Source organism: Aestuariirhabdus sp. LZHN29 (assembly GCF_049985285.1).
Taxonomy (GTDB): domain Bacteria; phylum Pseudomonadota; class Gammaproteobacteria; order Pseudomonadales; family Aestuariirhabdaceae; genus Aestuariirhabdus.
In genome coordinates this window covers 330,428-351,039 of record NZ_JBNIEU010000003.1, presented here as the reverse complement: position 1 = coordinate 351,039, position 20,612 = coordinate 330,428, and the positions used below count along the sequence as shown (strand labels likewise).

16 protein-coding genes and 1 pseudogene are annotated in these 20,612 nt (G+C 54.9%); 5 read left to right on the top strand and 12 right to left on the bottom strand.

Annotation, left to right across the window (positions count from 1 at the left end):
- Window positions 1-67: 67 nt before the first annotated feature.
- The 10 genes from ACP3PW_RS13990 to rpsB form a co-directional block, all read right to left on the bottom strand.
- Window positions 68-574 carry an OmpH family outer membrane protein gene (locus ACP3PW_RS13990; protein ID WP_426417348.1) on the bottom strand — a complete coding sequence of 169 codons (507 nt, stop codon included), beginning with the start codon at window positions 572-574 and terminating at the stop codon, window positions 68-70.
- An 82-nt stretch (window positions 575-656) separates the two neighbouring features.
- On the bottom strand, window positions 657-2,978 hold the full coding sequence (gene bamA / locus ACP3PW_RS13985) for an outer membrane protein assembly factor BamA (RefSeq protein WP_426417347.1): 2,322 nt from the start codon (window positions 2,976-2,978) through the stop codon (window positions 657-659).
- A 69-nt stretch (window positions 2,979-3,047) separates the two neighbouring features.
- Window positions 3,048-4,415, bottom strand: coding sequence for a sigma E protease regulator RseP (rseP, locus tag ACP3PW_RS13980; RefSeq protein WP_426417346.1), 1,368 nt, complete (start codon window positions 4,413-4,415; stop codon window positions 3,048-3,050).
- Entirely contained in the window at window positions 4,415-5,605 is a 1,191-nt protein-coding gene (gene ispC / locus ACP3PW_RS13975) for a 1-deoxy-D-xylulose-5-phosphate reductoisomerase (RefSeq protein WP_426417345.1), read from the bottom strand. The genes rseP and ispC overlap by 1 nt, the downstream gene beginning before the upstream one ends.
- 64 nt (window positions 5,606-5,669) lie before the next feature.
- Complete coding sequence (locus tag ACP3PW_RS13970) at window positions 5,670-6,467, bottom strand: phosphatidate cytidylyltransferase (protein ID WP_426417344.1); 798 nt, start codon at window positions 6,465-6,467, stop codon at window positions 5,670-5,672.
- 2 nt (window positions 6,468-6,469) lie between these two features.
- The gene (uppS, locus tag ACP3PW_RS13965) at window positions 6,470-7,222 is read right to left on the bottom strand and encodes a polyprenyl diphosphate synthase (RefSeq protein WP_426417343.1); all 753 of its coding nucleotides are present in this window, start codon (window positions 7,220-7,222) and stop codon (window positions 6,470-6,472) included.
- A gap of 139 nt (window positions 7,223-7,361) precedes the next feature.
- Window positions 7,362-7,919: a ribosome recycling factor gene (gene frr / locus ACP3PW_RS13960; protein WP_426417342.1), complete on the bottom strand. Its 558-nt coding sequence runs from the start codon at window positions 7,917-7,919 to the stop codon at window positions 7,362-7,364.
- Window positions 7,916-8,653 carry a UMP kinase gene (gene pyrH / locus ACP3PW_RS13955; protein WP_426417341.1) on the bottom strand — a complete coding sequence of 246 codons (738 nt, stop codon included), beginning with the start codon at window positions 8,651-8,653 and terminating at the stop codon, window positions 7,916-7,918. Before pyrH ends, frr begins: the two co-directional genes overlap by 4 nt.
- Window positions 8,654-8,777: 124 nt before the next feature.
- Complete coding sequence (gene tsf / locus ACP3PW_RS13950; RefSeq protein ID WP_426417340.1) at window positions 8,778-9,638, bottom strand: translation elongation factor Ts; 861 nt, start codon at window positions 9,636-9,638, stop codon at window positions 8,778-8,780.
- 143 nt (window positions 9,639-9,781) lie between these two features.
- The gene (rpsB, locus tag ACP3PW_RS13945; protein ID WP_426417339.1) at window positions 9,782-10,546 is read right to left on the bottom strand and encodes a 30S ribosomal protein S2; all 765 of its coding nucleotides are present in this window, start codon (window positions 10,544-10,546) and stop codon (window positions 9,782-9,784) included.
- 336 nt (window positions 10,547-10,882) lie between these two features.
- Here rpsB and map point away from each other — a divergent pair, with 336 nt between their 5' ends.
- From map to dapD, 5 genes are all read left to right on the top strand, one after another.
- Window positions 10,883-11,668 (top strand): type I methionyl aminopeptidase, encoded by a 786-nt coding sequence (gene map, locus ACP3PW_RS13940; protein WP_426417338.1) that lies wholly within the window; start codon window positions 10,883-10,885, stop codon window positions 11,666-11,668.
- Window positions 11,669-11,738: 70 nt separating this feature from the next.
- Window positions 11,739-14,465 (top strand): [protein-PII] uridylyltransferase, encoded by a 2,727-nt coding sequence (locus ACP3PW_RS13935; RefSeq protein ID WP_426417337.1) that lies wholly within the window; start codon window positions 11,739-11,741, stop codon window positions 14,463-14,465.
- 10 nt (window positions 14,466-14,475) lie between these two features.
- Window positions 14,476-15,681 (top strand): succinyldiaminopimelate transaminase, encoded by a 1,206-nt coding sequence (gene dapC, locus ACP3PW_RS13930; protein WP_426417336.1) that lies wholly within the window; start codon window positions 14,476-14,478, stop codon window positions 15,679-15,681.
- A 1-nt stretch (window position 15,682) separates the two neighbouring features.
- Complete coding sequence (locus ACP3PW_RS13925) at window positions 15,683-16,036, top strand: ArsC family reductase (RefSeq protein WP_426417335.1); 354 nt, start codon at window positions 15,683-15,685, stop codon at window positions 16,034-16,036.
- A 48-nt stretch (window positions 16,037-16,084) separates the two neighbouring features.
- On the top strand, window positions 16,085-17,122 hold the full coding sequence (gene dapD / locus ACP3PW_RS13920; protein WP_426417334.1) for a 2,3,4,5-tetrahydropyridine-2,6-dicarboxylate N-succinyltransferase: 1,038 nt from the start codon (window positions 16,085-16,087) through the stop codon (window positions 17,120-17,122).
- Between the two features lie 71 nt (window positions 17,123-17,193).
- Here the strand turns inward: dapD and ACP3PW_RS13915 are convergent, their stop codons facing one another.
- Both ACP3PW_RS13915 and ACP3PW_RS13910 read right to left on the bottom strand, forming a co-directional pair.
- Window positions 17,194-17,862 carry an anaerobic ribonucleoside-triphosphate reductase activating protein gene (locus ACP3PW_RS13915; RefSeq protein ID WP_426417333.1) on the bottom strand — a complete coding sequence of 223 codons (669 nt, stop codon included), beginning with the start codon at window positions 17,860-17,862 and terminating at the stop codon, window positions 17,194-17,196.
- 59 nt (window positions 17,863-17,921) lie between these two features.
- A pseudogene (locus tag ACP3PW_RS13910) lies at window positions 17,922-20,147 on the bottom strand (ribonucleoside triphosphate reductase).
- Window positions 20,148-20,612 lie beyond the last annotated feature (465 nt).

The following is a 20,612-nucleotide window of genomic DNA, read 5'->3' as shown; positions in this document are numbered from 1 at the left end:
CGCAGGGAACACAAAAGGGGACCTAAGCCCCCTGCTATACCATCAATGAACCCTAGGCAAAAGCCAACTAGTTGGTTTTGTTCAACCGCTGGATCACCTTGGTTGTAATATCAACAGAGGGGCTTACGAAAACCACTCCATTGCGCTCCAGAACGAGGTCATAGCCCCCCTCTTTCACTACTTCCTGAATAGCCTGGTCCAATTTGGGGCGTAGGGCTTCGATCTCAACGCGATCTGACTGCGCTTTTTCGGCCTGCAGCTGCTTGGACTTATACTCAAAATCTTGCGCCTTGCGCTGCAGTTCCATCTGCAACTCCTTCTTCTCGCTTTCACTCATTGCGGTCACATCACGCTCATATTTTGCCTGCAAACGCTTGCCCTCCTCCTCGAGCTTTTTCAGCTCGTTGACCTGGGCACCAAAGCGGTCTTCCGCTTTCTTGGCGTACGCCTTGGCTGCGTCGGACTCAATCAAAGCCATCTGGTAGTTAACGACGGCTATCTTGCTCTCGGCCTGAGCGCCCACGACGGTCATCAAACCCAGCGCCAGCACAACCAGCTGCATAAACTTGTTCATATACTCTCCTGCATTTATCGGATTCGCTAAAACTCTAGCGCTATATTAAAAATATCAAAGCAGATAACGGCTTCAAACTAACCTAAAAGCTCTGCCCCAAAGCAAACTGGAACACTTCGGTGTCGTCGTCCGGCTGATCTTTCAACGGTGTTGCGAGGGTAAAGCTCAAGGGGCCCATCGCCGTAATCCAGGTCAGGCCTACCCCCGCGGAAATACGCATTTCGGAGAACTTCACGTTAGAACAGTTGGTGATCACGGAGCTTCGCTCACAATCATCGGAGAACGCATTACCGGCATCAACAAAGAACACCGAGCGCAGCGAGCGTTGATCTTTAATAAAGGGTAACGGAAACAGCACCTGCGCTGTTGTTTCCACCAAAATATTACCACCGATCGCATCATCATCACCATCGCTTGAGAGCGCTCTGGGGCCGAGGGAGTTATCGCTAAAGCCCCTGACCGAGCCGAAACCACCAGCATAGTAGTTCTCGAAGAACGGCATTGTGGTGGTATCACCGTAAGCGTCCCCGTAACCCAGGTTAGCTTTCAAATTAAGGGTCCAGGTGCGTGTTATCGGGAAGAAAATCTGGCCGCTGTAGTTCAGTTTATAATAATTCACATCACTACCAGGCACGGCAACCTGGGCCGACAAGGAGTTGGAGTTACCCCGGGTCGGCAACATACCGTGGTTCAGGGTCGACCGGGTCCAGGAGATACCGGCTTTCCAGTTCAGGTAGGTCGACCCTTCGGAGTCGACGAAATCCTCTACAACGAATGCCGGATCACTACCGGTCTTGATCTCCAGGCTTTCGGGGCCAAAGCTGAAGCCAAGGCGCGTAATCTCATCAATGGGATAACCGAAACGAACCGATCCACCAAAGGCATCGGTCGAGTAATTGGAGATATCCGTACTGTCATAGTCGGTTTCACGGTAGTACACGTTGAATCCGCGGCTCACCCCGTCAACGGTGTAATAGGGATTGAGATAGCCGAAGCTGTATACCTTCTGAAATTCACTGGTATTAAGACCGATGTTGACCTGATTACCGGAACCCAAAAAGTTATTCTGCTGGACATTCGCACCCAGGATAATACCGCTACCGGTGGAGAAACCCACACTGGCCGACACACTGCCAGATGCTTGCTCCTCAACACTGTATTCGACATCAATCTGGTCGGGACTACCCGGCACTGTCGGTGTTTCAACGTTAACTTCTTTAAAGAATCCCAGGCGATCGAGTCGGGTCTTGGACTGCTCGATATTGAAGGTCGAAGCCCAGGCTCCCTCCATCTGGCGCATCTCGCGACGCAGCACCTCATCCCTGGTTTTTACGTTGCCGATAAACGAAACCCGGCGCACATAAGCCCGCTTTCCGGGATCGACAAAGAAGGTGACATCAACCGTATTCTCGCCTTCGTTGGGCTGGGGAATCCCCTGCACGTTAGCAAAGGTGTAGCCCTCATTACCCAAGCGACGAGTGATCAACTCTTCGGTGGATGTCATGATTTTGTGGGAAAAGGTCTGGCCCTCTTTTACCAGCAGCAGGATGCGCATCTGCTCCTCAGGAATGATCAAGTCACCGGCCAGCTTCACACCTGAAACCTTATACAGTTCACCCTCATCGACGTTAACGGTGATAAAAACGCGCTGCTTGTCGGGGGCTATCGACACCTGGGTAGAGCTGATATTGAAGTTCAGGTAACCGCGATCGAGGTAATAGGAGCGCAAGCGCTCAAGGTCACCAGACAATTTTTCACGAGAATACTTGTCGTCACTGCTATAAAAAGAGAGCCAATTGGTCTCTTTGAGCTCAAACAGATCCAGTAACTCGTCCTCTTCAAACACCGTGTTACCAACAACATTGACATGACTGATGGCCGCAACCGAACCCTCACCGACCGTTATCGAAATGGCTACGCGATTTCTAGGCTGGGGCCGCACATTGGCGCTGATTTTGGCGTCATAACGCCCCTGGGATACGTACTGGCGCTGCAACTCCATCTGGATCCCTTCAAGGGTTGCCTGCTGGAAGATCTCCCCCTCAGCCAGCCCCGATTGCTTGAGACCCTCGAGCAGCGCTTCTGTTTCGATCGCTTTGTTACCGCTGATGGCAATACCACTGATGGAGGGACGCTCAACAACGGTCACCACCAGCACATCACCATCGCGATCCATGCGGATATCCTGGAAATATCCAGTCCGGAACAGCTGGCGGGTGGCGGCCGCGACGACCGTTCCATCCACATCGTCACCCACGGTGATGGGCAAGGCGTTGAACGCATTACCCGCCGATATCCTTTGCAACCCGTTTATCCTGATATCAGAAACCACAAAGGCTTGAGCCAGTCCGGCTAATGGCAACAGCAGGGTGGCCAACAACAGCGTCAGCAAACTTCGTCTCATGAAATCTGTACTATCCAGGAATCGTTATCTTATTATTGAGCCGGTCAATTCCGGCTCCCCCAAGTGCAACTACAGGCGCGAAAAATCGTTATAAAGCGCCAACATCATCAACATGCCGATCAGGCCTACACCTATTTGATAGCCAAACGCCTGCACCCTGTCGGGTACCGGGCTGCCCTTGATCCACTCCGCGATATAGAACAAAAGGTGACCACCATCCAATACCGGCACCGGGAGCAAGTTCAGGACTCCAAGGCTAACACTGAGGATGGCTAGGAAGTTCAGGAAGCTCTCTACTCCAGACTTCGCCGATTCGCCAGCCACTTTAGCAATGGTTATTGGACCGCTCAAGTTTTTTACCGAAACCAGCCCCGTAAACATTTTTCGGATCGAGTCGAGGGTCAATGTCGTGACCCGCCAGGTTTTCTCCGCCGCTGGGACTACCGCTTCAAACGCACCGTAGCTAATAGTGCGCTTGAGAGACTCCGGCCACTCAACCGGTCGCACACCCGCACCAATATAACCAATGACCGAACCGTCCTCTTGGACCTTAGGGGCGGGAATCAGTTCCAGCGTCTGTCGCTGCCCGTCTCTATCCACTTCGATCTGCATCGCCTGCTCAGGCTTTTTTCGCACCTGTGCGACCCAGCCAAACCAGTCATCAACCGCCTGGCCATCGGCACTCAGGACCCGATCCCCTACTTTAAAACCGGCTTGCTGCGCGCGCCCTCCATCAAGGACCACCCCGATCTCCGCCGCCACCTCGGGGCGATAGGGGGTGATGCCGAGCCCACCCAGGGGGTCTGGCTGTTCTGCACCAACAAGCCAACGATCAATCGTCAATGTGCGCCTGGACTCGCTATAATCCCTACTCTCGAGCCCCCCCGGTTTAACCCCGACCTCGATCTCACCACTGTCGCCAATATGCCCAAGCAGCGCCAGCAGCGCTTCATTCCAGCTACGAACCTCACGCCCATCGATGCTGACCAGCTCGTCGCCGTGCTGAATACCGGCCACCTCCGCCACAGACCCCGGCTCGACCTCTCCCACTACCGGGACAACGGTGCTCACACCGATCACAAACATCAGCCAGAACGCCGCGACCGCCAAAAAGAAGTTCGCCAGCGGTCCGGCGGCAACGATCGCGATACGCTGGCCGACACTTTTACTGTTGAAAGAGAGATGGCGCTCGGCTTCCGGGACGTCACCCTCACGCTCGTCCAGCATTTTGACGTAGCCACCAAGGGGAATCGCCGCCACAACAAATTCAGTACCATAGCGATCGTAACGGCGCCACAAGGGCTTTCCGAAGCCCACCGAGAAACGCAGCACCTTAACCCCGCAGCGCCGCGCAACCCAAAAGTGCCCATATTCATGGAAAGTCACCAGAATACCCAGCGTGACGATGGTCGCGGCAATGGTTTGCAAAAGATCCATTAGTTACCCTTCCAGCCAAATCGTTGATTCTTCAATAACTGCTGCGCCAGATCGCGGGCGCGCTGGTCCGCATCGAGCACCCGCTGCAAGTTGTCCACCGGCTGGGCATCCAATGCTTCCAGCACTTCCCGATTAAGTTCGGCGATCTGGCAAAATCCCAGACGGCGGTTCAAAAACGCTTCCACCGCCACTTCGTTGACTGCGTTGAGAATCGCCATCGCTGTTCCTCCCGCCGCCACTGCATCAAACGCCAACTGCAGGCAGGGGAAGCGCTCAAGGTCGGGAGCTTCGAAATCAAGCTGGCCAATTTTGACCAGATCCAGCGGTTCCACCCCGGAGTCGATCCGCTGAGGCCAAGCCATCCCGTAGGCGATGGGAGTGCGCATATCTGGATTCCCCATCTGCGCCAGAACCGATCCATCCACGTAGTCTACCAGGGAGTGAATGATGCTCTGGGGATGGATTACCACCTCAACTTCCTGCGGTTTCAGATCAAACAGCCAGCACGCCTCAATCGCCTCCAGACCTTTGTTCATCATGGTGGCGGAATCCACCGATATCTTGCGCCCCATAGGCCAGTTGGGGTGGGCACATGCACGCTCAGGCGTAACACTCTTTAGCTCCGCCAGGTCCGTCGTGCGAAAGGGTCCGCCCGAGGCGGTCAACAGAATGCGCCGAACCCCGGCTCTCGCGATAGGGTCCGTATAGTTGTGCGGCAGGCACTGATAGATTGCATTGTGTTCGCTATCGATGGGCAGCAGGCAGGCATTATGGCGGCTAACAGCTTCCATAAAGAGCGCACCCGCCATCACCAACGACTCTTTATTCGCCAATAAAATGCGTTTTCCCGCTTCGACCGCCGCCAATGTTGGTAGCAAGCCGGCCGCACCCACAATGGCCGCCATAACCAGGTCCGCCTCGTCGGCGCCGGCTGCTTGCTGCAGCCCTTCAACGCCTTCTAACACCTCGATGCTGGAGCCATTTTCGAGCAAGCGCCGGCGTAGGCTATCGGCAGAGGCAGGGTCCGCCATTACCGCAACCTGAGGTTTAAACTCAAGGCACTGCTGCAGCAACAATTCGACCTGGCTATTGGCTGTCAACGCGAACACCTGATAGCGGTCGCTATTGCGCCGCACCACATCCAGCGTACTACAACCAATAGAGCCGGTCGCACCCAAAATAGTAATCATTTGCACCGGCAAGAGCTCACTCAACATAACATCACAAACGGGGGTCACTGTAACGGAGACGGGGTTACCCGGCCAGAACCATCAACGAGAGGGCAAACAGGGGAATAGCCGCCGTCAAGCTATCGATGCGGTCGAGTATACCACCGTGTCCCGGCAGTAGCTGACTGCTATCCTTAATTCCCCGCTCACGCTTGAACATACTCTCGGCCAAGTCCCCCAAAACCGAGACCATCGCCACCAAAGCGGTCACCAACAACAACGATAGCAAACCCTCAAAGGGGAGATAGGATTGCGCCACCAATGCGACCACCACAACGGTTGCAAGCCCTCCCAGCACCCCTTCCCAGGTTTTTTTAGGGCTTACCCTGGGTGCGAGTTTATGGCGTCCGAGGTACTTGCCGGCAAAGTAAGCCCCGACGTCGGCCCCCCACACCAAAAAGAAAACATACATGATCAGGATCCAGCTATCCGGATGCACCTTCATCAACACCAATCCGACCCAGGCCGGCACCAGTACCAGGTACCCTATCGCCAAGCGCAGGGCGGGGGAGCGCCATAACGACGCCGATACGGGGTAACTCACCACCAACCCCAATGCGACCACCCACCAGGCAAGGGCCAGCCACAGAATGATCGCGGGTGCCGTCACCAGAGTCGCGCCAAACAGGGCCAAGGCAACACTCAAGGCATAACCAACCCGGGCAGGCTGAGACTGAAATCCAGACAGGTTAGCCCACTCCCAGGCGCCGATAAGTATCACTCCCCCCACAAACAGGGAGAAAAGCTGTAGTGGCAGGAAGAACACACCACCGAGCGCGATGGGCGCCAATATCAGAGCCGTTATAATTCGTTGTTTTAGCACGTTTAACCCTCGATCTGCTCGCTGGATTTACCATAGCGTCGCTGGCGCCCACTAAAGTCGAGCAGCGCCTCACGCAGTTGTGGCGCGCCAAAATCAGGCCATAGCGCCGGGGTAAAATAGAGTTCTGCGTAGGCAAACTGCCATAGCATGAAGTTACTGATTCGGTAGTCTCCCCCTGTGCGGATACACAGATCCGGCAAGGGTAGGTCCGCAGTATACAGGTGCTCCTGTAAAAGCTGCGGAGTGATCTGCTCGGGCTCCAGCTCTCCCGCTTTGACCTTAGTCGCCAATTGTTGCGCGGCCTGGGTGATATCCCCCTGCCCCCCATAATTGGCTGCAATGGCCAGGGTTACCTTGGAGTTCTCCGCCGTCAGCGCTTCGGCTTCACGAATGTGCTGCTGAATCTCCTCGCTAAAGCCGCTCACATCACCCAGTACACGCAGTCGAATCTGGTTCTTATGCAGGCGCCGGGTCTCCTTTTTCAGCATCTGCAGAAACAACCCCATCAACCCCCTGACCTCGTCTTCGGGTCGCTGCCAGTTCTCGCTACTGAACGCGAACAGGGTCAACACCTCGACCCCATTATCACCACAAGCCTCTATCACTCGCCGCACCGCTTCGACCCCGGCACGATGACCGGCAATGCCTGGCAGGAAGCGCTTTTTTGCCCATCGATTGTTGCCATCCATGATGATGGCAACATGACGCGGGGGGTTAGCAATCCTGATAGAGGTTGTGGTGTCGGATTGGGGCATCGAGCAACTATCAGCCTATGGGTTCGTTGGCCAACATCATCCGACAAAAGATCAGGGCGATGCCGGAGCGCCGGTATTTAAGGTGCGAGGCGATATGTAAAACGCCCGCATCGGCGGGCGCTTAGTACAGGGAGAAGCGTTAAATCTCCAACAGGTCCGCTTCTTTGCCCTGCAACAGCTTATCGACTTCTGCGATGTATTTATCAGTCAACTTCTGCACATCATCGTGGGCACGACGGTCGTCATCTTCGCCGATCTCCTTCTCTTTGAGCAGATCCTTAACGTCGCCTAACGCATCACGGCGAATATTACGGACCGCGACCCGAGCGTTCTCAGCCTCTTGCCGTGCATGACGGATAAAACCCTTACGGGTCTCTTCTGTCAGCGCGGGCAAGGGTAAACGAATGACAGTGCCGGCAGTAGAGGGGTTGAGGCCGAGATCGGACTTCAGGATCGCCTTCTCAATATCTGTCACCATGGTTCTCTCCCAGGGAGTAACCGAAAGTGTGCGGCCATCTTCGACCGAGATATTGGCCACCTGGCTCAACGGCACATCACTGCCGTAATAGGAAACCATGATGCCATCAAGCAGACTGGGGTGTGCACGCCCGGTACGAATTTTTGCAAATGCAACAACCAGAGACTCCACACTTTTCTTCATGCGACTCTCGGCGTCGGCCTTGATCTCGTTAATCATTGTTCACTCCCACGAACCAGAGTTCCTTCATTGCCACCCAGCACGAGGTTAAGCAATGCGCCTGGTTTATTCATATTGAAGACACGCAAAGGCATCTGGTGATCGCGCACCAGACAGATTGCGGTCAGGTCCATTACGCCCAGCTTTTGATCGAGCACTTCATCGTAGCTGAGACTATCATATTTGATCGCTTGCGGGTTCTTCGCAGGATCCGAATCGTAGACCCCATCAACCTTGGTTGCCTTGATCACCACGTCAGCATCGACTTCGATACCACGAAGACAGGCTGCCGAGTCGGTGGTAAAAAACGGGTTTCCCGTTCCAGCGGAAAAAATGACAACATCCCCACCGGTTAAAAAACGCAACGCTGCACGACGATCATAGTGATCAACAACACCACTCATAGGGATTGCAGACATCACGCGGGTCGCAATGCTGGAGCGCTCAAGCGCATCACGCATCGCCAGGGCGTTCATCACCGTGGCCAGCATACCCATATGATCACCGGTCACCCGGTCCATACCAGCGGCGCTCAGCGCCGCACCACGAAACAGGTTACCGCCACCAATGACCATGCCGACCTGCACACCGATACCAATGAGCTGACCGATCTCCAACGCCATCCGATCCAACACCTTGGGATCGATACCAAACTCTCCATCCCCCATCAGCGCTTCGCCGCTGAGCTTTAGAAGAATACGCTTGTACTTTGGTTGACGATCAGTGGCAGGCATATGGAGGTTCCTTGGAATAGGGGAAAGGTTATCAAGCGGCAATTAGCAGTGCCAGCAGTATAGACTGCCTTAACCAGAAAGTGGCACCTAGGCGCCACTTTCTGGAACATCAAAGATGGGTCACTTAGCCTTTCAGCTGAGCAGCAACTTCCGCTGCGAAATCCACCTCTTCCTTCTCGATACCGTCGCCCACTTCATAGCGAACAAAGCCCAGCAACTCTGCACCGGCGTCTTTCACCAGCTTGCCCACGGTAACCTCGGGGTTTTTGACGAAAGGCTGCTCGACCAAGCTGTTTTCAGCGAGGAACTTTTTGATACGACCAAACATCATCTTCTCGACGATTTCGGCAGGCTTACCAGCCATATCAGGCTGCGCCTTGATGATCTCCTTCTCCTTCTCAACAACCTCAGAAGGCATATCATCGGTATTCACAACCCGTGGGTTAACGGCAGCAACGTGCATAGCAACATCTTTTGCCAGCTCCTGATCGCCACCATTGAGGGCAACCAGTACTGCGATACGCTTGTTACCGTGCAAATAGCCACCCACTACGCCACCAGCCAGGGTGCCGATACGACGGGGAGAGATGTTCTCACCAATTTTTTGAACCAGCGCCAGGCGTGCGGTCTCAATATCGCCGCCAACCAGCGTGGCCATATCGGTCTCACCGCTAGAGATAGCGGCATCGGCGACCAGGCCAGCGAAGCCGAGAAAGTTTTCGTCACGCGCTGCAAAGTCGGTTTCGCTGTTTACTTCAACGAGAACGCCAGAAGTGCCATCTTCGGCAAGACGCACCAACACAACACCTTCAGCAGCCGTACGGCCTGCTTTCTTGGCGGCCTTGGCCTGACCGGACTTACGCATCTCTTCGATCGCTTTTTCGATATCTCCACCAGCCTCAGTCAGTGCGCGCTTGCACTCCATCATGCCGAGACCTGTGCGATCACGCAGTTCCTTCACCTGTGTTGCAGAAACAGCTGCCATATCAATACCCTCAACTTATTCGTTTTAACTGTTTACCGAAGCTGCCTTTACCAGGGTAACTGACAGCTTCCGCGGAATTTCAATCAGAAAAAGGGGGCCTTGCCCCCTTTTTCAAGCATGCCCTCGGGCATGCAGAGATCGCATTAACCTTCAGCTGATTGCTCTGCTTCGGCTGGCGCTTCAGGAGCGGCGACTTCAACAAACTCTTCTTCGCTACCTACATTAGTGGCGGCGCGGCCTTCGGCAACGGAGTCGGAAACCGACTTAACGTACAACTGGATAGCGCGAATAGCATCGTCGTTTCCAGGAATAACGTAGTCGACGCCATCGGGGTTGCTGTTGGTATCGACGATACCGATAACCGGAATACCCAGCTTGTTAGCTTCGCTGATCGCGATGCGCTCGTGATCTACGTCGATGACAAACAAAGCATCAGGCAAGCCGCCCATATCCTTGATTCCACCCAGGCTACGATCAAGCTTTTCCAAAGAACGGCTACGCATCAGCGCTTCCTTCTTGGTCAGGTGCTCGAACGTACCGTCCTGTGACTGGCTTTCCAGCTCACGCAGACGACGAATAGACTGGCGAATAGTCTTGTAGTTAGTGAGCATGCCACCCAACCAGCGATGGTCAACAAAAGGCATACCTACACGACTGGCCTCTTCACGAACAACCTTGCTCGCGGCGCGCTTGGTGCCCACAAACAAAATTTTGTTCTTACCTTGCGCCAGGCGCTCGACGAAACTCAACGCGTCATTAAAGGCGGGAAGAGTGTGCTCGAGGTTAATAATATGGATTTTGTTACGGGCACCGAAGATGTACTTATTCATCTTGGGGTTCCAGTAACGGGTCTGGTGACCGAAGTGAACGCCCGCTTTGAGCATTTCACGCATTGTAACTTGAGCCATTGGATTCTCCTGAACTCGGGTTAGGCCTCCACACACCCCATGATCCAACCCCTAAGGGCACCCAGAACCACGTGTCGGTGTGTGTGTGATTAGTTTATGTACCGTCTGAACAAGCCCTCCTGATAGAGGGTTTTGCCAGCGGCGCGCGCTTTATACCACAATTCCGTCACCACGAAAACCAAACAATCAAATTAAGCGCCCTATAGGTGTTTTGAAGGCGAAATAAGGAATAACACTCCCCACCCCTTATACAGACAATGCGGCTTTGCTAGAATAGCCCGCAACCTGGCGGCCCCTCGTGCTTGCCGACCCACTGAAACCAATCGCAGCAGCTCTATGACCGTCACCATCAAGACCTCCGCCGAAATTGAAAAGATGCGCGTGGCCGGCCGCTTGGCCGCCGAAGTACTGGACATGATCTCCCCCTCGATTGAGGCAGGCATCACTACTGGCGAACTGGATCGAATCTGCCATGACTACATCGTCAATGTGCAGCAGGCAGTGCCGGCTCCGCTGAACTATCACGGATTTCCTAAATCGATCTGTACCTCGCTCAATAGCGTAATCTGCCACGGCATCCCAAGCGACACCAAGGTGCTAAAGACCGGCGACATCCTTAACGTCGACATCACCGTCATCAAAGACGGTTACCATGGCGACACCAGCATGATGTTCTACGTTGGCGAAACGCCAGAGCACGCCCAGCGCCTGTGCCAGATAAGCAGGGAGTGTATGTTTCTTGGTATCGACCAGGTAAGGCCCGGAGCGCGGCTCGGGGATATTGGTGCGGTCATCTCCAAACACGCCCACCGTCACAACTATTCGGTGGTCGAGGAGTACTGCGGCCACGGCATCGGCAAACTCTTTCACGAGGAGCCCCAGGTACTCCACTACGGCAAGTCTGGCACGGGCATGGAGCTTCGCGAAGGAATGACTTTTACCATTGAGCCCATGATCAATGCGGGTAAGAAATTCACCAAGCTCAACGCCAAAGATGGCTGGACAGTGACCACCCGCGACAAGCGCCTCTCCGCGCAATGGGAACACACTATTTTGGTAACCGCACAGGGGTACGAAATCCTCACCCTGCGCAACGGCGAAACCGCTCCCGAATACAGTTAACACCCTAGCGACCCTCAAGGATGAGCGTCGCACCCGCACGTCACGGGCTACCCGCAAGGCAGGGGAAACAATGTACGCATCACTGAACGAACAGCAGCTCACCAACGAGCTGTTCAACAAAGGGCAGTTCCGCGCCGAACTGACTCTCTCCTCAAGCCCCATTCCTGCCTACAAGCGTTGCATGCGCCAGGCGCAGGAGACTCTGGACCGGTGGTACCGGGAAGGGCGGGACATCCGCATGCTGGTCAACGCCCGCGCCTGGATGATCGACCAGGTACTTTCACTGGCATGGAATCACCTTGACTGGGGCGCCGAGGGAGATATCGCCCTACTGGCCGTGGGGGGCTACGGTCGCGGCGAGCTCCACCCTCGCTCCGATATCGACCTGCTGATCCTGCTGCGCAAGGAAAACCATGGTCGCTATCGCGATAATATCGAACGCTTTCTGACCCTGCTATGGGATATCAACCTGGAAGTGGGCCAAAGCGTCCGCTCCATCAAGGAGTGCGGAGCCGAAGCCAGCAAAGACCTGACCATCATCACCAATCTGCTGGAGTCACGGGTACTTGAGGGCCCGGAAATGTTGCGTGAGGAGCTGCTCAAACGCATCAGCCCCGAAAAGATGTGGCCGAGCAAACTCTTTCTGAAAGAGAAATACGAAGAGCAGCGCACCCGTCACCGTAAATTTAATGACACCGAATACAACCTTGAGCCCAACGTAAAGAATTCGCCCGGCGGACTCCGTGACACGCAGATGATCATGTGGGTGACCCGACGCCATTACGGGGCCAAAAGCGCCCATGATCTAGTGCGACTGGAGTTCCTCACCGAATCGGAGTACCAGATTCTCAGCGAAGGTCAGGCGTTCCTGTGGCGAGTGCGCTGGGGACTACATATGATCACCGGGCGTGAGGAGGACCGCCTGCTATTTGATTACCAAAAACCCCTGGCGGAGCTGTTCGGATATAGCGACAGCGACAAAAGCCTCGCCGTTGAGCAGTTTATGCAGCGCTATTACCAGCTCGTAATGGGGCTCGCAGAACTCAACGATCTGTTGCTGCAGCACCTGGACGAGGTAATCCTGTCAGTAGATGATGACGACACCCTCATCCCTCTCAACAGTCGCTTTCAGGTACGGAAAAACTATATCGAAGTAATGGATCCGGAGGTCTTCGCTCAAACCCCTTTCGCGCTGCTGGAGATGTTCGTACTGATGACCAAAAACCCCTTTATCCTTGGGATTAGGGCGTCAACCATTCGCCTGATCCGGGAGCACCGTCACCTGATCGACGACAGCTTCCGCAGCGACATCAGCAACACCACCCTTTTTATCGAACTGATGCGCGCACCCTACGGACTCACTATTAACCTAAGGCGCATGCTGCGCTGGGGAGTGCTGGGTCTTTACCTGCCTGAATTTGGCAAAATTACAGGCCAGATGCAGCACGACCTTTTCCACACCTATACCGTGGACGCGCACACGCTTTTGCTGATCAAGTTCCTGCGTTCATTTACCTACAAAGAGAACGCTGAACGCTTCCCCGTGGCGTCCAAGATAATGGAGAAACTACCCAAGCCGGAGCTGATCTATATTGCAGCCCTGTATCACGATATCGCCAAGGGGCGGGGCGGCGATCACTCGGAACTGGGTGCGGTGGATGCCCGCGCATTCTGTGAACGCCACCACCTGAGCAAATGGGATGCATCGCTGGTTTCCTGGCTGGTAAAAACCCACTTGCTGATGTCCACCACCGCGCAGCGCCAGGACCTCTCCGACCCCGAAGTGATCAATGAATTCGCCAACACCGTCGGCGACCAGATGCGACTGGACTACCTCTACATACTCACGGTTGCCGATATCAACGCCACCAATGCAACCCTATGGAACAGCTGGCGCGCATCCTTAATGCGCGACCTCTATAGCCAAACCCAACGCGCATTGCGCCGGGGGCTGGAAAATCCCCTCGAAGCCCAACAAGCGATCGATGAGACCCAAACAAACGCTCACGCGGAACTCATCAACGAACTGGAGGAGACCGAGATCGCTTCGGTCTGGAACACCCTGGGGGACGAGTATTTTCTGCGCCATTCCGTGCGTGATGTCGTTTGGCATACCCTCAATATCGCCCGTCACACATCCTCCGACCCCCTGGTACTGATGCGGGAAACCACCGACCGCGCCTTTGAAGGGGGCACCAAGATATTTATCTACACCCCGGACCGCGACGAACTTTTCGCCGCCAGTACCGCAGTCATCGACCAGCTCAATCTGGACATCCAGGACGCCCGCATTGTCACCTCCAACGCCGGCTTCAGCTTCGATACTTTCATCGTTCTGGAGCTTGACGGTTCTCCTATCGGCGACAACCCCCGTCGCATAAGAGAGATCGAGAGCGCTCTCATCGATGCGTTGAAGCACCCGGAAGATTACCCGCTGGTCGTTCGCCGGCGCACACCCAGACAGCTCAAACACTTCAGCTATCCGGCCGAAATTACGATCAGCAATGACCCGGTCATCCACCGTACGATTTTGGAAGTGGTGGCCCCCGACAGGCCTGGATTGCTGGCATTGATCGGGCAGGTCTTTATGGAACTCGACCTCTCGATCCATAATGCCAAGATCGCCACCCTGGGCGAACGGGTTGAAGACGTCTTTATCATTACCGACGCTCAGCAGCGGTTGATTGAAGATCCGCTGCAGTGTCAGCAGATCTGCGACACCCTGCGCGAGGCTCTGGATGCCCACACTCAGGAAAATGCATCTCGCAATCACTCCATCACGATCACCTCACACTAGGTTGATGACCATGAATCCTGACCTCGCCGCACTGCACCCCTACCCGTTCGAGAAGCTATCCCGGCTCAAAAGTGGTATCGAGCCCCCCGCCGATCGAGATCCTATCGCACTCTCGATCGGTGAACCAAAACACAGCGCACCCGCATTCGTTACCGATTACCTGGCTTCCAACCTGGAGGGGCTCAGCCACTACCCGACCACACTGGGCCTCACCGAACTACGCGAAACCATTGCTCACTGGCTACAGCAGCGCTTCAGGCTCAATAGAGCGCCCAGTGCCGCAACCGAGGTGATACCCGTCAACGGTACCCGTGAGGCCCTCTTTTCTTTTACCCAGGCGGTCATCAGCCGCAAACAAGCCTCGCCACGGGTGCTGATGCCTTCGCCCTTCTACCAGATTTACGAAGGCGCAAGCTTTCTCGCCGGTGCCGACTGCCAGTACCTTCCATGCCGGGAGGAGAATCGATTTCTTCCCGATTATGATGCCGTCAGCGAATCCCAATGGCAGCAGTGCCAACTGCTTTTTTTGTGTTCCCCCGGAAACCCAACCGGCGCGGTAACCCCCCTGTCCACCCTCACAAAGTTGATCGAGTTAGCGGATCGTTACGACTTTGTCATCGCCTCCGACGAGTGCTATTCAGAGATCTATCCCGACGAGCAGCAACCGCCAGTCGGCCTGCTTCAAGCTTGCGCCCAACTGGGGCGAGATGACTTCCACCGCTGCGTTGTATTTCACAGCCTATCCAAGCGATCCAACCTGCCCGGCCTGCGCTCGGGGTTCGTCGCGGGCGACGCCTCCCTACTCGCCCCCTATCTGCTATACCGCACCTATCATGGCTGCGCCATGCCTCTTCAACACCAGCGCGCCAGCATCCTGGCGTGGCGAGACGAGGAGCACGTGCTAGCAAACCGGCGTCTGTACCGGCAGAAATTTAACGAGGTCAGCACGATTCTGGCCTCGACCTGCGATATCGAGCTGCCCGATGCCGGATTTTACCTGTGGTTCAAAACCCCTGCCGGTTACGACGACGAACGTTTTGCCCGCGAGCTTTTCGCCCGGCAAAATATCACCGTACTGCCCGGCAGCTACCTGGCCCGTGACATCAATGGGGTTAATGCCGGAGCAAACCGGGTTCGCATGGCACTGGTCGCGTCCCTTGAGGAGTGCCGCGAAGCGGCCGAGCGCATCAAATCGTTCCTATTGAGCATCGACTAATATGATCACTCTGTATGGCATCAAAAGCTGCGACACCATGAAAAAAGCGCGCACCTGGCTGGATCAACAAGGTATCGAGTACCGTTTTCACGACTATAAACGTGAAGGCGTTCCGGTGGACGAATTTGCAGAGCACCTGCGGCAGCTGGGATGGGATAAGCTAATAAATCGTCGAGGCACTACCTGGCGCAAGCTACCCGAAGCTATCCGCGACAACACCAATGAAGAGAGTGCCCTATCTCTGATATGCGAGCATAGTTCACTGATAAAACGCCCTCTTTTGGTCGTTGGTGATCAGCGTGTACTGGGCTTTAACTCCGATCAGTACGCTGATTTTTTTAAACAGCTTTCCTAGCGTTAACAATTGACCTGATTTTTAAACACCCAGATAACAGGACTTACCATGAGCAAACCATTTTTCAGTTTCGCCATCGGCATTGGCACCCAAAACAACAAGGGCGAGTGGCTGGAGGTGTATTACCCCAACCCCCTGTTTACCCCCTGTCCGGACCTGGTGCGCAAACTGGGTGATGCCGTTGGCTATCAGGGCGGCAACCAAAGCATCGAATTGAGCCAGGAGCAGCTCAACGACCTGCGCGACGCCATTGCCGAAACCGACTTCCATGATCAATCCACCATCATGGACGAACTGGTGCAGAGTCAGCAGCCTGCCGTCGCTACTTTTCTCGAGACCGACAGCTCACCCACGACCACACCCGAGGCATACCTCAAGCTGCACCTGATCTCCCACCGCTACGTTAAACCCCATGGCACCGATCTCAGCGGCATCTTTCCCCTGTTACCAAACGTCGCCTGGACCAACCAGGGCGCTGTGGACCTGAGCGAACTTCCCCGGCGCCAGCTGCAGGCTCGCGCCAAAGGCGAGTTACTGGAAGTATCCTCTGTCGACAAGTTCCCCAAGATGACCAACTACGTGGTACCGGCCGGAGTGCGCATTGCCCATACCGCACGGGTTCGCCTGGGTGCCTATATCGGCGAAGGCACCACCATCATGCACGAAGGCTTCGTAAACTTTAACGCGGGCACCGAAGGCACCAGCATGGTCGAAGGCCGCATATCTGCTGGTGTAATCGTCGGCAAGGGCTCCGACCTCGGCGGTGGTTGCTCAACCATGGGCACCCTCTCGGGAGGCAATAGCGTGATAATTTCCGTGGGCGAAGGCTGTCTGCTGGGTGCTAATGCGGGCCTTGGTATCCCACTGGGAGATCGTTGCACAGTCGAGGCGGGGCTCTATGTAACCGGCGGATCCAAGGTGCAACTGCTCGACGATCAGGGCACCATTGTGGAAACGGTTAAGGCATCGTCCCTGGCAGGAAAATCCGACCTACTGTTCCGTCGCAACTCCTTGAGTGGCGCCCTGGAGTGCAAAACCAACCGTTCCGCCATCGAGCTCAACGAAGAACTGCACGCCCACAACTGATAAATAAAAAAACCTATCGCTGCACCTGCAGTGGCAGCGATAGGTTTTTAACTATTTATCCGTCACCGCCCTTAGCGAAAACTGAAATGAGTAAAGCTCGCACTGAGGCGAGTCAGCACCGGTTGTAACTCAAGGGGATCGATCCAGGACTCGCCCAGATCCGGGTTCAAGCAGTGATCATCACGACAGTCTTGCAACACAAACCGTTCGACCCCTTCGGACACCAGGCGTTCACCTAACGCCACCACCTGTTGCGGACCCATCAGGCTCCAGTGAACCGTTGTGCGCACCTCATGAGCCACCCCGCTGTCGAGCAACAGGCGCAGGCTTTGCCAGCTCTTATCGCCACTACTGGCGATCGTAGTAACCGACTGACAGTCCGCTGGCAGGGCTTTGATATCCAGCCCGACCCAATCAACTTTTGGAAGTATACGAGCAAAGCGTTCCGGAATGCTCCCGGAGGTGTGCAACGCAACCCGGAAACCCAGCTCACGCACTGCATCGATTGCGGCCTCCAGGCTCTGCTGCAGCAAAGGTTCGCCACCACTAAAAACAACGGCGTCGAGCAGACCTTGACGCTGGCGAAGGAAATCGAGCACGTCTTCCCAGCTGACCAGCTCTTCGGCATCCACCGCCATCAAATGGGGGTTATGGCAGTAGTGGCAACGCCAGTTGCAGCCTTGGCAGAACAGTACCGCGCTGAGCTGATCGGGAAAATCCACACTGCTCATAGGCACCATACCCCCGATCCTTAGCGGGACCGGGGGTATGGTGGCATTGGCGCGAACGCCAACCTCAATCACTGGAGGCGTTCTACAAACTGCTTGCGCTCTGCGTATTCGGATTGCTTACCCGGATTGAACGCAGACACCGGACGATGATAGCCCATTACACGAGTCCAAACTTCACAACGCTGACGTTCGTGCTCTTCCAGTTTAATCTGTACATCATTGCTCATGGTATCGCTCCTTGTGTGTTAAACGGCCTGCTTTTGCTGGCCTTGACTCTTCCGGGCCTTCTCTGCCAGAAGTTCCTGATCGCAGGTCGGGCAGAATTCATGCTCTCCCTTGAGATAGCCGTGAGTCGGGCAGATAGAGAAGGTTGGGGTAATGGTGATATAGGGCAAACGGAAATTGGTTAGTGAACGCTGCACCAGCTTCTTGCACGCGTCCGTGGAGGAGATCCGCTCGTTCATATACAGGTGCAGCACGGTGCCACCGGTGTATTTGCACTGCAGTTCGTCCTGCATTGCCAGCGCCTCGAAGGGGTCGTCGGTATGACCAACGGGTAACTGCGAGGAGTTTGTATAGTAAGGCTTCTCCTCAGTACCCGCCTGAATGATGCCATCAAAGCGCTTGCGATCTTCCTTGGCCAGGCGATAGGTCGTACCTTCGGCCGGTGTCGCCTCCAGGTTGTACAGGTGACCGGTCTCCTCCTGGAACTCCTGCATGCGTCCACGGATGTGATCCAGCAGATCTACCGCCAGTTGGTGCCCGGCAGGACTGGCGATATCCAGTTGATCGGAAGTAAAGTTACGGATCATTTCGTTGACACCATTCACTCCGATGGTGGAGAAATGATTACGCAGGGTACCCAGATAGCGTTTGGTGTAGGGGAACAAGCCCGCATCAATATAGCTTTGTATCACCTTACGCTTGATCTCCAGACTATTGCGCGCCAGATTCAACAGCTCGTCAAGACGGGCCAGTAGCCCTTCACGATTGCCCTTGAACAGGAACCCAAGGCGTGCACAGTTGATGGTAACCACGCCCAGCGAACCGGTCTGCTCCGCCGAACCAAAGAGGCCATTACCCCGCTTGAGCAGTTCCCGAAGATCGAGCTGCAAGCGGCAGCACATGGAACGAACCATATTGGGTGTCAGGTCGGAGTTGAGGAAGTTCTGGAAGTAAGGCAGGCCATATTTTGCCGCCATTTCGAACAACATATCCGAGTTTTCGCTGTCCCAATCGAAATCCTTGGTCACGTTATAGGTCGGGATCGGGAAGGTGAATACACGCCCCATGGCATCACCGGCCATCATTACTTCGATGTACGCGCGATTGATCATCGCCATCTCATCGGCCAGGTCGCCATAGGCAAACGGCATCTCTTGGCCCGCGATCACCGGAATCTGTTCGCGCAGATCCTCAGGACATACCCAATCCAGGGTAATGTTAGTGAACGGAGTTTGGGTTCCCCAGCGCGACGGCACGTTCAGGTTATAGATGAACTCCTGAATGCACTGCTTAACGTCCCCGTAGGCCATCTTGTCGTTGCGTACGAAAGGAGCCAGGTAAGTGTCAAAGGAACTGAACGCCTGGGCGCCAGCCCATTCGTTTTGCAGGGTGCCGAGGAAATTAACCATCTGCCCGATCGCGCTGGAAAGGTGCTTGGGGGCCGCCGCTTCAATTTTACCGGGTACACCGTTAAAACCTTCATGCAGCAGTGTACGCAGGGACCAGCCAGCGCAGTAGCCGGCGAGCATATCGAGGTCGTGTACGTGCATATCCGCATTACGGTGGGCCTGGCCGATCTCGGGAGGATAGACATGGTTCAACCAATAGTTGGCAACGACCTTACCGGAAACGTTGAGGATCATGCCCCCGAGCGAATAACCCTGATTAGCGTTCGCCTTAACTCGCCAGTCAAGCTGGTCGAGGTACTCATCCATGGAAGATTCCACGTCGAGCAAGGTCTTACGATCACTACGGATCTGCTTGTGAGTTTGACGGTAGAGAATGTACGCCTTCGCGGTCTGGAAGTACTCTGACATCGCCAATACCTGCTCGACGACATCCTGTACCTGCTCAACGCTGGGCACCTCACGGGTATAGCGGAAGCTAACAACCTTCAAAACCTTCCTGGTTAGCTCAACGGCCTGCTCGGGTCCGTATTCCTTGCTGGCTTCGCCCGCCAACTCTACCGCCTTGTAGATCTTGGCGGTGTCGAATACACACTCCTTGCCATCGCGCTTCTTGATGGTCAGGGGCAACGGCTCGTTGATCTGGATCTGATCCTTAATCATTAATCTGTACCTGCTTTCTGTCGGGAATCTGGCGACAATCTGATCAAAACGGCCAGATCAACTATCGCACATTTAGTGTTGTTGATATATATCAACCACTATATGTTGTGGTTGCAGCTAATTTACTGAATAAGAGAGGTTGCTTTATTGACACAGATCAATAAAGCAAAAGCCGTGAATTTCGCTGCCTTTGAAAGCTGACTATCGCTCATACGTGACCCCTGAAGCGGCAAGGGTTTAACTCTTCGTCAAGCCCAAAAAGCTGCTGAATGACTTTTTTGTTGCGCCAGCAAACATCAGCCCCAAATGCCATTTAGATCACCTCAATCCACACCGACTGGTTGATTTTTACGCCATCTGAAAATCGCGCCAATAGGCCACAAAGACCCGCCGGAAGACATGAAATCCTCCCTGGCAGGAGCGCGGAACGCCCCATCTGAAGCTTCGACCTACAGATGTGGGAAG